The sequence below is a fragment of the Bradyrhizobium betae genome, assembly GCF_004123905.1.
In the GTDB taxonomy this organism is placed as follows: Bacteria; Pseudomonadota; Alphaproteobacteria; order Rhizobiales; family Xanthobacteraceae; genus Bradyrhizobium; species Bradyrhizobium betae_A.
This window is the reverse complement of sequence record NZ_MZXW01000041.1, coordinates 304800-320571: the sequence shown is the minus strand read 5'-3', so window position 1 is coordinate 320571 and position 15772 is coordinate 304800. Positions and strand designations below refer to the sequence as shown.

Sequence of the window (15772 nt, the reverse complement as noted above, 5' to 3'; positions counted from 1 at the left end):
CGACATGCGCGCCCGGCTCGGCCTGCCCAAGCCCGAGGACGGCAAGACCCCGATGGCGGTCGGCGTCGATTTGCGCGGTGAATCCTATGGCCTCTTGATCGACCAGATCGGCGAGGTGCTGCGGCTTTCCGAGGACGGCATGGAAGAGAACCCCGTCAACCTCGATCCCCGCATGGCCAAGCTCGCCGGCGGCGTCCATCGTCTCGACGGCCAGCTCATGGTCGTCCTCGACGTCGATCGTGTCCTCGAGCTCAAGACTGAAGTGCAGATGGCTGCGTGAGCCAACGAAACATCGAAGCCGGAGAACCAAAATGAAGACCTGTTTGGTGGTCGATGATTCCAGCGTCGTGCGCAAGATCGCGCGCCGGATCCTGGAAGGCCTGGAATTCCAAGTCACCGAGGCCGAGGACGGATCCAAGGCGCTCGAGATCTGCCAGCGCCAGCTCCCCGATGCGGTGCTGCTCGACTGGAATATGCCGGTCATGGACGGTTTCGAGTTCATGGGCCACATGCGCCGGCTGCCCGGTGGCGAACAGCCCAAGGTGGTGTTCTGCACCACCGAGAACAACGTGGCTCATATCGCTCAGGCGCTCAGTGGCGGCGCCAACGAGTACATCATGAAGCCCTTCGACAAAGACATCATCGCCGACAAGTTCGCTGAAGTTGGCTTGATCCCGGTCGGACAAGCCATGGTCTGAGTGTGTCTGGCCGCGTGCGTTGGCCAGAGTGTTCCAGTGCAGCTTCCGAGAGGCTATCCGTGACCCCGACCGAGTACGAGTATCTGCGCAAGTTCCTGAAGGCCAATTCCGGGCTCGACCTGTCCGCAGACAAGCAATATCTGATCGAAAGCCGTCTGCTGCCGCTGGCCCGCAAGGCCGGGCTCTCCGGCATTAGCGAGCTCGTGCAGAAGCTTCAGGGCGGCTCGCGACAGCTGATCACCAACGTGATCGAAGCCATGACCACCAACGAGACCTTCTTCTTCCGCGACAAGGTCCCGTTCGATCACTTCCGCGACCACATCATGCCTGAGATCATCAAGGCGCGGGCCGGCCGCCGCAGCGTGCGGATCTGGTGCGCTGCCGGCTCGACCGGGCAGGAGCCCTATTCGCTGGCGATGAGCCTGAAGGAGATGGGCGCAGCCCTCACCGGCTGGCGGGTCGAGATCATCGCGACCGACCTGTCGCAGGAGGTGCTGGAGAAGGCCAAGGCCGGCATCTACAGCCAGTTCGAAGTGCAGCGCGGCCTGCCGATCCAGATGCTGATGAAATATTTCAAGCAGACTGGCGAGACCTGGCAGGTCAATCCCGAACTGCGGGCGATGATCCAGCACCGCCAGCTCAATTTGCTGCACGATTTCGCCTCGCTCGGCACCTTCGACGTCATCTTCTGCCGCAACGTGCTGATCTATTTCGACCAGGACACCAAGATCAACATCTTCAACCGCCTGGCGCGCCAGATCGAGCCCGACGGCTTCCTGGTGCTGGGTGCCGCCGAGACCGTGGTCGGGTTGACCGACACGTTCAGGCCGATTCCGGAGCGTCGCGGCCTCTACAAGCCGAACGACCCGCGTGCGGCCGCAGCCAGGCCGGCTGTCGCCGGTGCCGCGCCGCGCGTCGCGGTGATGGCGGGACGGTAAGCATGGCCGAGGATGGAAAAGGCGCGGAGCGCGTCACGTTCAGTCGCGGCTATGATGTCTGCATCATGGCCATCGATGGCACCTGGCGCCGCGACTGCAAGCTCAACGCCATCTCCGACACCGACGCCATCCTCACGGTGGAAGGTTCGATTCAGGGATTGAACCTGAAGGAGTTCTTCCTGCTGTTGTCGTCCACCGGCCTTGCCTACCGCCGCTGCGAGCTGGTGCGGGTCAACGGTGCCGAGATGGACATCCAGTTCCTGCGCGGCAAGAACAGGAAGAAGCGCGGCGCGGCCGGAGGCCGTGACGAAGCGGCCTGACCGGCGCGTGGCGCAGCCCGCGCTTTCCGCCACGTTGCTTTATATTTGCTGAAACATCCAAACGAATTTGCCGTAGCGGTTTTACGTCGCCTAAGCGCGGCCCGTGTATCCATTGCCGGTCTCAATCTCAGGATACGGTAATGCCCAGAAGTTCCCTCTCCCCTGTCACGTCAAACCTGCCCGACGGCGCCGAGCGGCGTGCGCTTCAGCTTCTGGTGGTCGACGACGACGCCACGCAGCGCAGCCTGATCACGGTCGCCGCCAAGCAGGCCGGCCACGAGGTCACCGTGGCGCCGTCGGTGGCGGAAGCGATCGAAAAGCTGCGCGCCGCGCGCTTCGACTGCGTGACGCTCGATCTGGTGCTGGAGGATGGCGACGGCATCGACGTGTTGCGCGAGATGGCGGCGGCGAAATTCGCCGGCGCGGTGATCGTGATCAGCGGCATGGACGGCAAGCGCCGCAGCGCCGCCCGCAGCTTCGCCCGCTCGGTCGGGATCGAGCTCCAGAGCCTGCCGAAGCCGCTCGATCTGGCGGCCCTGCGCATCAGCCTCGCCAACCTCGGCAAGACCGCGATGGGGCTGCCGGCGATCCACACTTGGGGTGGTGTCGCCACCGACGCGATCGTGGAGCGGCACCGCACCTGACGCGCGGAGCTGCCATGCGACCGGATGCCGACGGTCGGCCGCGCTGGTCGCGGTCTATCTCGCGTTGCCAGATTCCGATAGACATTGCAGGGCGTGGCCAAGGCCCGCCCGACAGGCGTTGAGGGCGGCATTCGCTGTGGCATAACGCGGCGTGACATCGTCGAGAATGAAGACGTCGGCGGAACTTTCCGGATCGCCGCCGTGTTCTTGATCCAAGGCCGCATCCGAGGCTGCATCCGAGGCTGCATCCATGGCTATCCGGCGCATGCTGGTCTCGATTTGCGAGATCAGGCTGCGAAGGTCGGGCGCGATCAGCTGACGGCTATCGGCGTCGGGCATCGAGACGTGAGGTGGCGTACCGGCGAAATTTAGCATGGATATTCTCCGTCCCCTGCAATTAGGCGCCATGCCGCTACTTGTGCGTCAAGTCCATGTCCCGTACAAATACGGGTGGGCCGAATCCGCGCCGAACGCCATAAAGGTTGGCGCGGACGCGAGTCCGTAATGCCAACTGGATGTGGCACATGGCCGAGCAAACCTCTCGTGGTGAAATCTTTGTGGTCGATGACGACCCTGCCGTTCGCGACACCTTGTCGATGGTGTTGAAGGCGGCGGGCTATGAGGTGGTCTGTTTCGCGGACGGCGCAGCGCTGCTGTCCGTCGCGCGGAATCGCACACCGGCTGCGATCCTGCTCGACGTGAACATTCCCGGAAAGTCGGGCCTCGACATTCTGAAGGAACTGCAAGGCGAGGATTATCCGGCTCCGATCTTCATGATCTCCGGACAGGGCGACATCGCGATGGCGGTGGGCGCGATCAAGAGCGGTGCGCTCGACTTCATCGAGAAGCCGTTCCGCGGCAGCGAGATCGTCGGCCGCCTCGACGAGGCGATCGGAGCCTATGCACGCAGGCAGGCAGAGAGCGCATCGCCGAAATTCAACTCGCTGCACTTCCCCGGACGCGAGCCGTTGACCCGGCGCGAACGCGAGGTGCTCGAGCAGTTCGCCTCCGGTGCGTCCAACAAGGAAGCCGGCCGCACCCTCGGCATCAGCCCGCGCACCATCGAAGACCACCGCGCCAACATCATGAAGAAGCTCGGAGCGCGCAACGCCGCCGACCTGATCCGGATCGTGATGACCGCGGCCCAGCGCGCGTCGTAAAATGGTCGCGTGCCCCGGACGCGGTGCATCATGAAATGATGCACCGCTGAGCCGGGGCCCATCTCTCCAAATAAGCCCAAGCAGTTCTGGGTCCCGGCTCTGCGTCGCAGCCATAGCGCGTCGAAGACGCGCGTGAACGCGCTTATGGCATGCTGCGCCTTGTCCGGGACATGAGATGGCGCGCTATGCTTGCAGCGCCTTGCGGATGATCCGCGCCAGGTCCGACTTCCGATACGGCTTCGCCAGCAACAGCACGCCCGAATCCAGCCGGCCGTGATGGATGATCGCGTTCTCGGTATAGCCCGACGTGTAGACCACCCTGAGATCGGGGCGCGTCTTCATCAGCGCGTCGGCGAGCTGCCTTCCGTTCATCTTGCCGGGCATGATGACGTCGGTGAACAGCAGGTCGAACGGCTTTCCGGTGGCGACGATTGCGACGGCCTCTGCGGCGTTCGCGGCCTGCAAGGTGACGTAGCCGAGCGAATGCAGCTGCGCCAGCACGTAGTCGCGCACCAGACGGTCGTCCTCGACCACCAGGATCGTCTCGTGGCCGCCTTCGATCGGCGTCGGAGTCACGCCCTCGCTGATCGCCGTCGCGGTCTTGCCGGGCGGCAGGTACATCTTGATCGTGGTGCCGTGGCCTTCCTCGCTGTAGATCTTGATGTGTCCTGCGGACTGCTTGATGAAGCCGTAGATCATGGAGAGCCCGAGGCCGGTGCCCTTGCCCGGTCCCTTCGAGGTGAAGAAGGGATCGAACACCCTGGCCAGCATGTTGGCGGGAATGCCGGTGCCGGTATCGCTCACGGCGATCAGCACGTAATGGCCGGGCGGGACGTCATTGGCGCTGGCATAGGCTTCGTCGAGATAGGCCGCACCCGTCTCCACGATCAGCTTGCCGCCGCCGGGCATGGCGTCGCGGGCATTGAGCGCGAGGTTGAGGATCGCGGTGGTGAGCTGGTTGGGATCGACGATCGCAACGCAGTTCTCGTCCTCGAACACCGATTCGATCTGGATCTGCTCGCCCAATGTCGGCCGCAGCAGCTTTGCGGTGTCGACGATCAGCGAGTTGATGTCGATCTCGCGCGGCTGGAGCGGCTGTTTGCGCGCGAACGCGAGCAAATGCTGGGTGAGTTCGGCGCCGCGCCCGGCGGCCTCGTCGATCATCTTGGTGATCGCCACAAGCTCCGGCTCCCTGGCGACCGCATCGGCCAGGATCTCGATGGTTCCTGTGATGACCGTGAGGATGTTGTTGAAATCGTGCGCCACGCCGCCGGTGAGCTGGCCGACCGCCTCCATCTTCTCGGCGTGGCGGATGCGTTCCTCGGACGCGATCTTGTCGGTGAGGTCGCGGTAGAACACGTTGAACAGAATGCCCTCGCGGCGCCTCAGTGCCGTGACGCTCAACTCCGCCTTGAACTCCTTGCCGTCTTTGCGGCAGACCATCAACTCGCGGCGCCGATTGAGCGTCTGCACCTCTGCGGAGCCGAGAAAGCGCGCGAGGCCGGCCCTGACCCGTTCGCGCTCGCTCGGGGCGACGGTGAGGTCGACCGAGTTCTTGCCCAGCGCTTCGTCGCGCCGCCATCCGAACAGCTCCTCGGCCCGTGAACTCCATGCCAGGATCGTGCTGTGCTCGTCGGTCTGGACGAAGGCGTCGAGCGCGGTCTCGACGATGTTGCGCGCAAGCTGTTCGCTCTCGCGCAAGGATTCTTCCGCGAGCCGGGCCTCGGTCATATCGCGTCCGACGAAGAAGAAGCGCTTGGCGTGGTCGGACCAGTTGCCGAGCCAGGACAGCCAGACCTCGTGGCCGTTGCTGTGGAAGCACCTGGTGTCGGCGAGCTTGGGGTGTTCGCCGCGCCGCATCGCGCGCATCTCGTCGCGCGACCGGTCGAGATGGTCGGGGTGAATGAAATCCGCGCCGCTGCGGCCGACCATCTGCTCCGGCCGGTAGCCGAGAATGGTCTCGCTGCTCGGACTGATCTGCACGATATGGCCTCGCGCGTCCATGACCATGATCAGGTCCTGCGAGGTCTCGAAGATCTGCCGCCGCTCCTCGAGTTGCTGCTGCAGCGCCCGCTCGGCCCGCCGCGCGTCGGTCAGGCTGCGTGCGGAGCCGGAGACGCCGACGATCTCGCCTGACGGTCCCTTGATCGGGGACAGGCTGAGAGAGATCTCGACCGGCGAGCCGTCCTTGCGCAGGCGCACCGTCTCGAAGCGTTCGATTGGATCGCCTCGGGCGATCCGCCGCAGATAGTCCTTGCCCTGCTCGCGGCGGTCGGCCGGGACGATGATCGAGGTGGACTTCCCGATCGCCTCGTCCGCCGAATAGAGGTAGAGGCGCTCGGCGGCGGGATTCCATCCGGTGATGATGGCATCGAGCGACTGCATCACGATCGCATCGTCGGACGACTCGACTGCGGCGCTGAACAGGCGCTCGCGTGCCTCATGATGGATTCGCGCGGCCTCGGTTCGGCGATGCTCTTCGATCTCGCGTTCGAGAGCGGCCGTTTTGACCCGTGTCTCTTCGACCATCTGGGCAAAGGCCCGCGCCAGCACGCCCGTCTCGCCGCTGGCATCGACGGGAATGTCGACGAGACGCCCGCGGCCGATCGCCTCCACCGCCGCGGTCAGGCGTACAATCGGACGGGTCAATGAGCGCGCCAGCAACACCGCGAGCGCGGCTGCGGCGAGGACGGCAAGCACGCCGACGACCAAGGACGTCTTCTGAACGGCCGCAGGCACGCGGCCGAATACCGGCGGGGGAATGCTCTCGATGATGGCGATCCATTCCTTGCCCGCAAGCAGAGCCGGCGCCATCGCTGCCCCGCTCGGCTTACCGGACCGGTCGGTCGTGAGTTCCGTGGATCCATCCAGCGTGCCGGCCCGGGCCGCAAAAAAAGGAAAATCGTGGCGCCAGTCGGTTGGGTGGCCCCGCAATGAGCCGAATTCCTGCGCGCGATCGGGATGGACGAGATAGTCACCGCGCGAATTCACGACGTAAATTTCGCTCCCTGTGCCCGCGGTGGAACGGACACGGTCGAGTGCGGGACGCATGTCGATATTGGCGATGATAATGCCGAACGGCTTGCCGCCGGGCGTGAACAGAGGCGCCGCGACCCGCAATGTCGGACTATGAAGATCCGTCGTCCCGCCCTGGCGGGTGGCGAGCTCGATGGGAGAAACATAGATCTCGCCCGGCGGCAGTTGGATCGTGGCCTGGAAGTAGGTTCGCTCGCTCTTGCGCTCCAGCTCGCCATTGGGAACGATCCGTGCCGTTCCATTCGGGCCGGAGCGGTCGACGCGGACCAGCTCGCGCTGGTCGTCGTCAAGGCCGATGATTCGAAACTGCCCGTAGCTGGGCTTGGCGTCGATCTCGGCCGCGAGCCGAACTGCGATGCGCTCGCGCCAGGTTTGCTCCGAAACGCCGTCGAGAGCGTCGATGCCGCCCCCGATATGGGCGCGGATCAGGCCATTGATGGCTGCCGCGGAGCGATAGCCGAGCAGATCGCCGCGGGCTCCGGCAACGTAGGATTCGAGGTGGTTAGCCAGCAGCCGTGACTGGGCGTCCACGCGTTCCAGGACCCGCGGAATGACGGCTTGGGTGGTGTTGCGATAGGTCAGCCAACCGACTGCGGCCACAGTCACCGCGACCAGCAGAATCATTGCAATGGCCAGTCGGGTTGCGAGGGTCATGTTGGCCTTCGCGCCGCGTCGGGAATGCTCTCGACTGTTATGTGACTGCCCACCATGCATGGCTCTGTCATCGGCTGCCGGAGCCGGCATCGGGTTGCGGCAGGAATGATGATTGGGCAGATGTCAGGCAGCCATCAACCGCGGCGAGCAACACTTCAGGGCGGAACGGCTTCTGAAGGCTCGCCACTGCGCCGAGCTTGGTTGCCATCTTCAGGAAATCCGGTTCCGCATATGCGTCCGGCGTGATCGAACGGCCTGAAATCACGATGATCGGAATGGCAGGCTGGTGCGCCCGGATGTGGCGCATGGTCTCCAGGCCGTCCATGCCGGGCATGAAGATATCGAGGAATAGCAGGTCGAACTGGCTGGCCGCGAACAGCGCCAGCCCCTTGCGGCCATCACCGGCGACGGTGACATGATGACCGGCGCGCTCCAGGAGCAGCCGGATCGTGATCTGCACGGCCGGGTCGTCATCCACGATCAGGATGTTGGCCACGTCAAAAACCTCCGGATCGGGCAGGGACGTTCCCGGCGACCCAAATCAAAGCATTAAAGGTGAAATTGTTGCGCGGATTCCGTCCGGGCCGCAAGCGCTCTGCGTTTGGCGTCATTGCCTTTTTCGGGCGCCTGGCGAGGGCGGCGGGGTGTATGCACGCTTTCGTGCATATGAACATATAACTCTCGCCGTAGTTGTACGGTGAATGCATTTCACCAAGAGTTAAAGGCGACTGACCACAATCGCCGGCAGTTCCAGCACTCGTATTTTACCCATTGCATCGCTCGCGTTTCCACCCTCCGCGAGTCCAGCCGGTCGAAGCACCAGCCACGGGACGCCTGATGTTCAAATCGATAGCAAACACCGGAATTCGCACCCGGCTGCTCGGCGGCTTTGCGCTGATCTGCGCGTTGCTCGCGGCGACCGTCGTCTACACCGTCTTCGTCATCTCGGACATCTCGGCGCGTATCAAGCTTGTCGTCGACCGGCGGGCGCCGATTGCAATCGCAAGCACCGAACTCGTTGGCAATCTCTATTCGACGCTCGCGACCTTGCGCGGCTATCTGCTGACGGGCGATGAGCAGGCCAAGCGCGACCGAGCCGCGGTCTGGGCCGAGCTCAATCGCACCGCTGCCGCCATTGACGGCATGGCCGAAGGATTTTCCAGTTCGCAGAGCAAGGCCAATTGGCGCGAGGCCAAGGCGCTGATCGCGGAATTCCGTCAGGCCCAGGAGAAGGCGGAGAAAGCGGCCTTCACGCCGTCGGCCTATCCGGCGAGCGACCTGCTGGCGAAGGAGGCCGCGCCGCTGATCGCGACCATGTTCACGAAGATCACCGCGATGATCGACGAGGAGGAGGCGCTTGAGGCGACGCCGCAGCGCAAGCGCCTGCTCAAGACCTTTGCCGATGTCCGCGGCAATCTCGCCGCAGCGGGCTCGCAATTGCGGCTCTACCTGGCCTCGGGCGAAGGTGCCGACCGCGACAAGTTCGAAAAGCCGCTCGCGACCTTCAGCGCCGCGCTTGCATCGGTCGAAACGCAGGAGGAGCTGCTCACCGGCACGCAGAAGACAGCCTACCAGGCCATCATTCAGGCGAGCGATGCCTTCGCGCCGCTGCCGGAGCGGATCTTTGCGATCCGCCGGACGCCGCAGTGGAACGCGCCGGTCTTCATCCTGTCGACCGAGGCCGCGCCGCGCGCCGCGCGCATCCTCGATCTGCTCGACGGCCGGAAGGACGCGGAGGGCCGGCGCTCGGGTGGCCTCAAGAGCGACCAGCAGTCGCGGCTCGCCGGAGATGGCCGCAGCGTGGCCGAAGAGGTCGAGAAGTTGCTCCTGCTGCAATGGATCCTGCTCGCCGCGGGGCTCGCGCTCGGAATCGCAATCGCGATCCTGGTCGCACGTTCGATCACGCGCCCGATCGCCGAGCTGGTGGCGGACTCCGCGCGGCTTTCCGCCGGCGACACCAGTGTCGAATTCAGGACGGCGCAACGTGGCGACGAGATCGGGGGCGTCTCGCAGGCGGTGGCCAGATTCCGTGACAATGTGATCGCCCAGCAAGAGGCGGCGGCGTCTCTCGCGCGCGAAGCCGAGGCGCGCGAGGCGAGCAATCGCAACGTGGAGAGGGCGGTCGAGGAGTTTCGCGCGACCTCGGGCGATCTGCTAACCTTGGTCGCAGAGAACGCGGGCACGATGCGGCGGACCGCGGAGAGCCTTGGCGGCATCGCGCAGCATGCGACGAGCCAGGCCGCCTCCGCGGCATCCGCCTCGGAACAGACCGCGACCAACGTCCAGACCGTCGCGGCGGCGTCGGAAGAACTCGCCAGCTCCATCGTCGAGATCAGCCGGCAGATCGAGCTGTCGAACAGGACCGTGCGATCGGCGGGCGAGGTGACCGCGCGTTCCGAAGCCGAGATCGAGGGTCTCGCGCACGCCGCCCAGAGCATCAGTTCGGTCGTCGATCTGATCCAGGCAATTGCCGCCCAGACCAACCTGCTCGCGCTTAATGCCACGATCGAGGCGGCGCGGGCCGGTGAAGCCGGTCGCGGCTTCGCGGTGGTGGCGTCCGAGGTGAAGGCACTGGCCGACCAGACCCGCAATGCGACGCAGGAGATTGGCCAGCACATCGCGGCGATCCAGAGCTCGACCGGCAGCGCGGTCGCCTCCGTCAAGGAGGTCTCTGCGGCCATGCGCCGGATCGACGAGGTGACCGCCGCGATCGCGAGTGCAGTGGAAGAGCAGGGCGCGGCGACGCGGGAAATCTCACAGAACGTCCAGATGGCGGCCTCCGGGACCCGGACGCTCGCCTCCAGCATCGTCACGGTCTCCGGCGCGATTGACGAGACCAACCGATCGGCCGACCACGTGACGAGTGCGGCGAACCAGGTCTCGGGGGCAGCCGAGCGCCTCGCCGCCGAAGTCCAGAGCTTTTTCGTCAAGCTGCGCAGCGGCCCGACGGATCGGCGCAAGGCCGGCGATCCTCACTATCCCCGGCCGGAGCGGCGGAACGTCGCTTAGAGCAAGGTGGGCGCCGCGCCTAGAGCGTTTTCCAGCGAGTGGATACCGGTTCGCGTCAAGAAAACGCGTCAAAACAAAAAGCTAGAGCCCGGTTCTGATTTATCAGAACCGAAAAAGGCTCTAGTCGGTGAGGTACTCGGGATGGTGGCTTCGGATCGTGTCCAGTTCGCTGAGCGTCCCTGACAGATGCTTGCGCAGATGCTGTTGCGCGGCATCGGCGTCTCCGGCCTCGATCGCACGCGTAATCAGCTTGTGGTGGCGTACGATATTCTGGGCCTTGCCGGGCGAGGGCAAATGCAGCCGGCGCAGCCGGTCGATATGTCCGCTGCGGCTGCGCACGAGCGCCCACAAATCCTGCTTTCCGGCGGCGCTATAGAGCTGGGCGTGGAAGTCGTTGTCGCCGGCCATGAAGGCCTCGAAGTCACCGGCCTTGGCAGATTGTTGTTGCAGCGCAATGGCGTGATCGAGGCGGATTACCAGTGCGGCGTCGCTGTGGCCTGCGAGCAGGCGCACGATCTCCAGCTCCAGCGCTTGTCGCAGGAAATGCGCCTGCTCTGCGCGGCCGATGTCGATCCGGCTCACGACAGTCGCGTGCTGCGGAAAGACGTCGACCAGGCCCTCTTCCTCGAGCCGCATCAGGGCGTCGCGCACCGGCGTCGAGCTTACTCCGAACTGGCCGGCGAGCTCGGCGCGTGACAGCGGCGCGCCCGGCGGCAGCTCCAGGGCGATGATCGCATTGCGCAGTCGCTCGAACACCTGCGGCGCGGCTTGGCGGGCGCGGTCCAGCCGGGTGGCGGGTCGTGCCGCGCGCGGCGGGGTATGGGTTGCTTCCATGTCGGGTCCCGCGGGCTTGCCTTTGATGCACTAATATATTAGTGCATCAGCAGGGTCAACGCAGCTCGACGCTGGCCGGAGGAAACACACAACAATGATCAAGCATCTTCGTAGCCAGCTGGCGGCCGCCGCCCTGACCTCCGCGATCGCCATGACGGCGTTCGCCGCGCAGGCGCAGCAGAAATCCGAGATCTCGCTGTCGCGCCAGCCCGGCATTTTCTACATGCCGAGCCACATCATGGAGAAGCAGAAGCTGATCGAGAAGCACGCTGCCAGCCTCGGCGTCCCGGGCGTCACCACCAAATGGATCACCTTCTCCGGCGGCGGCGCGCAGACCGATGCGCTGCTCGCCGGCGGCGTCGACATCCTCAACACCGGCACCGGCAATCTACTGCTGCTGTGGGACCGCACCCGCGGCGGCGTGAAGGGCATCGTCGCGACGTCGGCGCAGCCGATGACGCTGATCAGCAGGGATCCCAACATCAAATCGATCAAGGATTTTGGGCCCAGCGACAAGATCGCGGTGCCGACGGTGAAGATCTCGACCCAGGCGATCGTGCTTCAGATTGCGGCGTCCGAGGCGTTTGGTGCCGACCAATGGTCGAAGCTGGATGCCAATACCGTGCAGCTCGGCCATCCCGACGCCTATGCGGCGCTCGCCAATCCCAAGCACGAGGTGCACAACCACTTCTCGATCCCGCCCTACACCTTCCTGGAACTGAAGAACGTGCCGGGCGCGCATGTCGTGCTGAATTCGCCTGACGTGATGGGCGGCCCGCTCAGCCAGGCGCAGTTCTTCACCACGACGAAATTCGCCGATGCCAATCCAAAGATTATCCAGGCGGTGCGCGACGCGACCAAGGAAGCGCAGGATCTGATTCGCAGCGATACGAAGCAGGCCGTCGAGATCTACAAGGAGATCACCGGCGACAAGACCTCGGTGGAGGAGTTGCTCGACCTGTTGAAGGAGCCGGGCATGATGGAGTGGAATCTCGAGCCGCAGGGCACTATGAAATTCGCCGCGCATCTGTTCAAGACCGGCACGCTGAAGAATCAGCCCAAGGTCTGGACGGACTATTATCTCCCCGTCGCGCACGACCTGAAGGGCAACTGATGGCCCTGCTCGATGTCAGTGGGGTGACGCTGCGCTACAAGACCTCCAGCGCCGTCGTCACTGCCACGGAAAGAGTGAGCTTTACGGTCGACAAGTCCGATCGCTTCGTGCTGCTCGGTCCCTCCGGCTGCGGCAAGTCGACTTTGCTCAAGGCGGTCGGCGGCTACATGAGCCCGAGCGAAGGCCGCATGACCATCGGCGATCGCGAGATCCGCGGTCCCGGCGCCGACCGCATGATGATTTTTCAGGAATTCGACCAGCTGCTGCCGTGGAAGAGCGTGCTCGCCAACGTCATGTTCCCGCTGCTGACCGCGCGAAAGCTGTCGCGCAAGGACGCTGAGGCCCGCGCGCGGGCCTATATCGAGAAGGTCGGCCTCACCCGCGTGGTCGATGCCTACCCGCATACGCTCTCGGGCGGCATGAAGCAGCGCGTGGCGATCGCGCGCGGCATGGCGATGGAGCCTGACATCCTGCTGATGGATGAGCCGTTCGCCGCGCTCGATGCGCTGACGCGCCGGACCTGCCAGGACGAATTGCTCCAGCTCTGGGGCGAGACCAAATTCACCGTGCTGTTCGTGACCCATTCGATTGCGGAGGCGATCCGCATCGGCAACCGCATCCTGCTGCTCTCGCCGCATCCCGGCCGCGTCAAGGCCGAGGTGGTCGACGTCGACAAGGTCTCAAACGAAGACGGTAGCGCCGGCCGGTTGGAGAAGGAGATCCACGATCTCCTGTTCGCCGGCGAAGCCACAGGGCATTGAGGGAGCCGGTCATGGCCGAAGCGAGAATATTGCTGCGTGATGCGCCGGTCGCCGCCGCTGCTGAGGTTGAGCGCAAGCTGAGCGTGCTCGAGCTGTTGTGGAACGACGGGTTTGTCCGCAAGACCGTCATCATCCTGTTCCTGGCCGCAATCTGGGAAGCTTACGGCGTCATCCTCGACAATCCGCTGCTGTTTCCGACGCTGCACGACACCATCGTCACCATGTATGATCGTGTGAAGGACGGCACCATCCCCATGCGCGCCTGGGCCTCGCTGAAGGTCCTGTTCATGGGCTATTCGGCCGGCATCGTGCTCGCCGCAATCTTCACGGTGCTCGCCATCTCGACCCGCATCGGCACCGATTTTCTTGAAACCGTGACGGCGATGTTCAACCCGTTGCCGGCGATCGCGCTGCTGCCGCTCGCTTTGATCTGGTTCGGCCTCGGCAATGGCAGCCTTGTTTTCGTGCTGATCCATTCGGTGCTGTGGCCGGTCGCGCTCAACACCCATTCCGGCTTCAAGAGCGTGTCCAACACGCTGCGCATGGTCGGCCGCAATTACGGCCTGCGTGGGCTGCCTTACGTCGCCAAAATCCTCATCCCGGCCGCCTTCGGCTCGATCCTCACGGGCCTCAAGATCGGCTGGGCGTTTGCCTGGCGCACGCTGATCGCGGCCGAGCTGGTGTTCGGCGTGTCCTCAGGCCAGGGCGGGCTCGGCTGGTTCATCTTCGAGAACCGCAACCTCCTCGACATACCTGCGGTCTTCGCAGGCCTCTTGACGGTGATTATCATCGGGCTCTTTGTCGAGAACCTGATCTTCCGCGCCATCGAGCGGAACACCGTCCAGAAATGGGGCACCCAATCATGACCAAGAAAAAAATCGCGCCCGACCAGCTCCGCAGTGCGCGCTGGTTCGCACCCGACGATCTCCGCTCGTTCGGCCACCGCTCCCGCACCATGCAGATGGGCTACGCGCCGGAGGAGTGGAAGGACCGCCCGATCATCGCGATCCTCAACACCTGGTCGGATGCGCAGCCCTGTCACATGCACTTCAAGTCGCGGGTTGACGACGTCAAGCGCGGCATCCTGATGGCCGGCGGCTTCCCGCTGGAGCTGCCGGCGCTGTCGCTGTCGGAATCGCTGCTCAAGCCGACCACCATGCTCTACCGCAATCTGCTGGCGATGGACGCGGAAGAGCTGTTGCGCAGCCATCCCGTCGACGGCGTGGTGCTGATGGGCGGCTGCGACAAGACCACGCCCGCGCTTCTTCTGGGCGCGACCTCGATGAACATCCCGGCAATCTATCTGCCGGCGGGTCCGATGCTGCGCGGCAACTGGAAGGGCAAGACGCTCGGCTCCGGCTCCGATGGTTGGAAATATTGGGACGAGCGGCGCGCCGGAAAAATCTCCGACAAGGACTGGCTCGATATCGAAGCCGGCATCGCTCGCAGCTATGGCACCTGCATGACCATGGGCACCGCCTCGACCATGACCGCGATCGCGGAAGCGATCGGCATGACGCTGCCGGGCGCCTCCTCGATTCCCGCCGCCGACGCCAACCACATCCGCATGGCCAGCGAATGCGGCCGCCGCATCGTCGAGATGGTGTGGGAGGATTTGACGCCGAAGACGATCCAGACCCGCAAGGCCTTCGAGAACGCGATTGCGGTCGCGATGGCGATGGGCTGCTCGACCAACGCGATCATTCATCTGATTGCGCAGGCCCGCCGCGCCGGCCAGGACATCGGGCTCGACGATTTCGAGATCGCCAGCCGCAAGGTGCCCGTGATTGCCAACGTGCGGCCGAGCGGCGATGCCTATCTGATGGAAGACTTCTTCTATGCCGGCGGCCTGCCGGCGCTGATGGGCGAGATCAAGCAGCATCTGCATCTCGACTGCATCACCGTCACCGGCAAGAGCGTTGGCGAGAACATCGACGGCGCCGAGGTCCACAATGCCGACGTGATCCGCTCGGTCGACAATCCCATTTACAAGGAGGGCGCGCTCGCCGTGCTCAAGGGCAATCTCGCGCCCGACGGCTGCGTCATCAAGCCTTCCGCCTGCGCGCCGCGCTTCCTCAAGCACACCGGGCCGGCGCTGGTGTTCGACGATTATCCGTCGATGAAGAAGGCGGTCGACGATCCCAATCTGGATGTCACCGAGGATCACATCCTCATTCTGCGCAATGCGGGGCCGCAGGGCGGGCCGGGCATGCCGGAATGGGGCATGCTGCCGATCCCGACCAAGCTCGTGAAGCAGGGCGTGCGCGACATGGTGCGCATTTCCGATGCGCGCATGAGCGGCACCAGCTACGGCGCCTGCATTTTGCACGTCTCGCCCGAATCCTACATCGGCGGCCCGCTGGCGCTGGTGCAGAACGGCGACCGTATCACCCTCGACGTTGCCGCGCGCACCATCAATCTCGATGTAAGTGAGGCCGAGTTGGAAAAACGCCGCGCCGCCTGGAAGCAGCCCGAGCGCCGCTTCGAACGCGGCTACGGCTGGATGTTCACCAAGCACATCAAGCAGGCCAATGACGGCTGCGACTTCGATTTCCTCGAGACCGACTTCGGCGCGCCGATCGGCGAGCCGTCGATTTACTAGAG

Annotated in this window: 15 protein-coding genes; 11 read left to right on the top strand and 4 right to left on the bottom strand. The window is 64.5% G+C overall.

What is annotated here, in order from left to right; translation table 11 throughout:
• The 5 genes from B5V03_RS30675 to B5V03_RS30655 form a co-directional block, all read left to right on the top strand.
• Positions 1-280 (top strand): chemotaxis protein CheW (locus tag B5V03_RS30675; protein WP_206736207.1); only part of this gene is annotated, 280 nt, incomplete at its 5' end.
• 31 nt (positions 281-311) lie between these two features.
• Positions 312-698, top strand: coding sequence for a response regulator (locus B5V03_RS30670; RefSeq protein ID WP_129274121.1), 387 nt, complete (start codon positions 312-314; stop codon positions 696-698).
• Positions 699-757: 59 nt separating this feature from the next.
• Positions 758-1636, top strand: a complete 879-nt coding sequence (locus B5V03_RS30665) for a CheR family methyltransferase (protein ID WP_129274120.1) — start codon at positions 758-760, stop codon at positions 1634-1636.
• Between the two features lie 2 nt (positions 1637-1638).
• Positions 1639-1956: a hypothetical protein gene (locus B5V03_RS30660; RefSeq protein ID WP_008565131.1), complete on the top strand. Its 318-nt coding sequence runs from the start codon at positions 1639-1641 to the stop codon at positions 1954-1956.
• A gap of 140 nt (positions 1957-2096) precedes the next feature.
• Positions 2097-2600, top strand: coding sequence for a response regulator (locus B5V03_RS30655; protein ID WP_129274119.1), 504 nt, complete (start codon positions 2097-2099; stop codon positions 2598-2600).
• A gap of 54 nt (positions 2601-2654) precedes the next feature.
• On the opposite strand, the gene B5V03_RS30650 is transcribed toward B5V03_RS30655, so the two are convergent.
• Positions 2655-2975, bottom strand: coding sequence for a hypothetical protein (locus B5V03_RS30650; protein ID WP_129274118.1), 321 nt, complete (start codon positions 2973-2975; stop codon positions 2655-2657).
• A 149-nt stretch (positions 2976-3124) separates the two neighbouring features.
• Here B5V03_RS30650 and B5V03_RS30645 point away from each other — a divergent pair, with 149 nt between their 5' ends.
• Entirely contained in the window at positions 3125-3760 is a 636-nt protein-coding gene (locus B5V03_RS30645; RefSeq protein ID WP_129274117.1) for a response regulator transcription factor, read from the top strand.
• A 183-nt stretch (positions 3761-3943) separates the two neighbouring features.
• Here B5V03_RS30645 and B5V03_RS30640 read toward each other — a convergent pair whose 3' ends face one another.
• Positions 3944-7540 carry a PAS domain S-box protein gene (locus B5V03_RS30640; RefSeq protein WP_129274116.1) on the bottom strand — a complete coding sequence of 1199 codons (3597 nt, stop codon included), beginning with the start codon at positions 7538-7540 and terminating at the stop codon, positions 3944-3946.
• Complete coding sequence (locus tag B5V03_RS30635; RefSeq protein WP_129274115.1) at positions 7518-7946, bottom strand: response regulator; 429 nt, start codon at positions 7944-7946, stop codon at positions 7518-7520. The genes B5V03_RS30640 and B5V03_RS30635 overlap by 23 nt, the downstream gene beginning before the upstream one ends.
• Positions 7947-8287: 341 nt before the next feature.
• Between B5V03_RS30635 and B5V03_RS30630 the strand changes: the two genes are divergently transcribed.
• On the top strand, positions 8288-10459 hold the full coding sequence (locus B5V03_RS30630) for a HAMP domain-containing methyl-accepting chemotaxis protein (RefSeq protein WP_129274114.1): 2172 nt from the start codon (positions 8288-8290) through the stop codon (positions 10457-10459).
• Positions 10460-10579: 120 nt separating this feature from the next.
• Here B5V03_RS30630 and B5V03_RS30625 read toward each other — a convergent pair whose 3' ends face one another.
• Complete coding sequence (locus tag B5V03_RS30625) at positions 10580-11293, bottom strand: GntR family transcriptional regulator (protein WP_129274113.1); 714 nt, start codon at positions 11291-11293, stop codon at positions 10580-10582.
• A gap of 94 nt (positions 11294-11387) precedes the next feature.
• Between B5V03_RS30625 and B5V03_RS30620 the strand changes: the two genes are divergently transcribed.
• From B5V03_RS30620 to araD, 4 genes are read left to right on the top strand one after another with little or no spacing between them, the layout of a single operon-like run.
• A complete protein-coding gene (locus B5V03_RS30620; protein WP_129274112.1) occupies positions 11388-12407 on the top strand; it encodes an ABC transporter substrate-binding protein in 1020 nt (339 codons plus the stop codon).
• Entirely contained in the window at positions 12407-13168 is a 762-nt protein-coding gene (locus B5V03_RS30615; protein WP_129274111.1) for an ABC transporter ATP-binding protein, read from the top strand. Before B5V03_RS30620 ends, B5V03_RS30615 begins: the two co-directional genes overlap by 1 nt.
• 11 nt (positions 13169-13179) lie before the next feature.
• Complete coding sequence (locus B5V03_RS30610) at positions 13180-14034, top strand: ABC transporter permease (protein ID WP_129274110.1); 855 nt, start codon at positions 13180-13182, stop codon at positions 14032-14034.
• Positions 14031-15770, top strand: a complete 1740-nt coding sequence (gene araD / locus B5V03_RS30605; protein WP_129274109.1) for an L-arabinonate dehydratase — start codon at positions 14031-14033, stop codon at positions 15768-15770. Before B5V03_RS30610 ends, araD begins: the two co-directional genes overlap by 4 nt.
• The last annotated feature ends 2 nt before the right edge of the window (positions 15771-15772 follow it).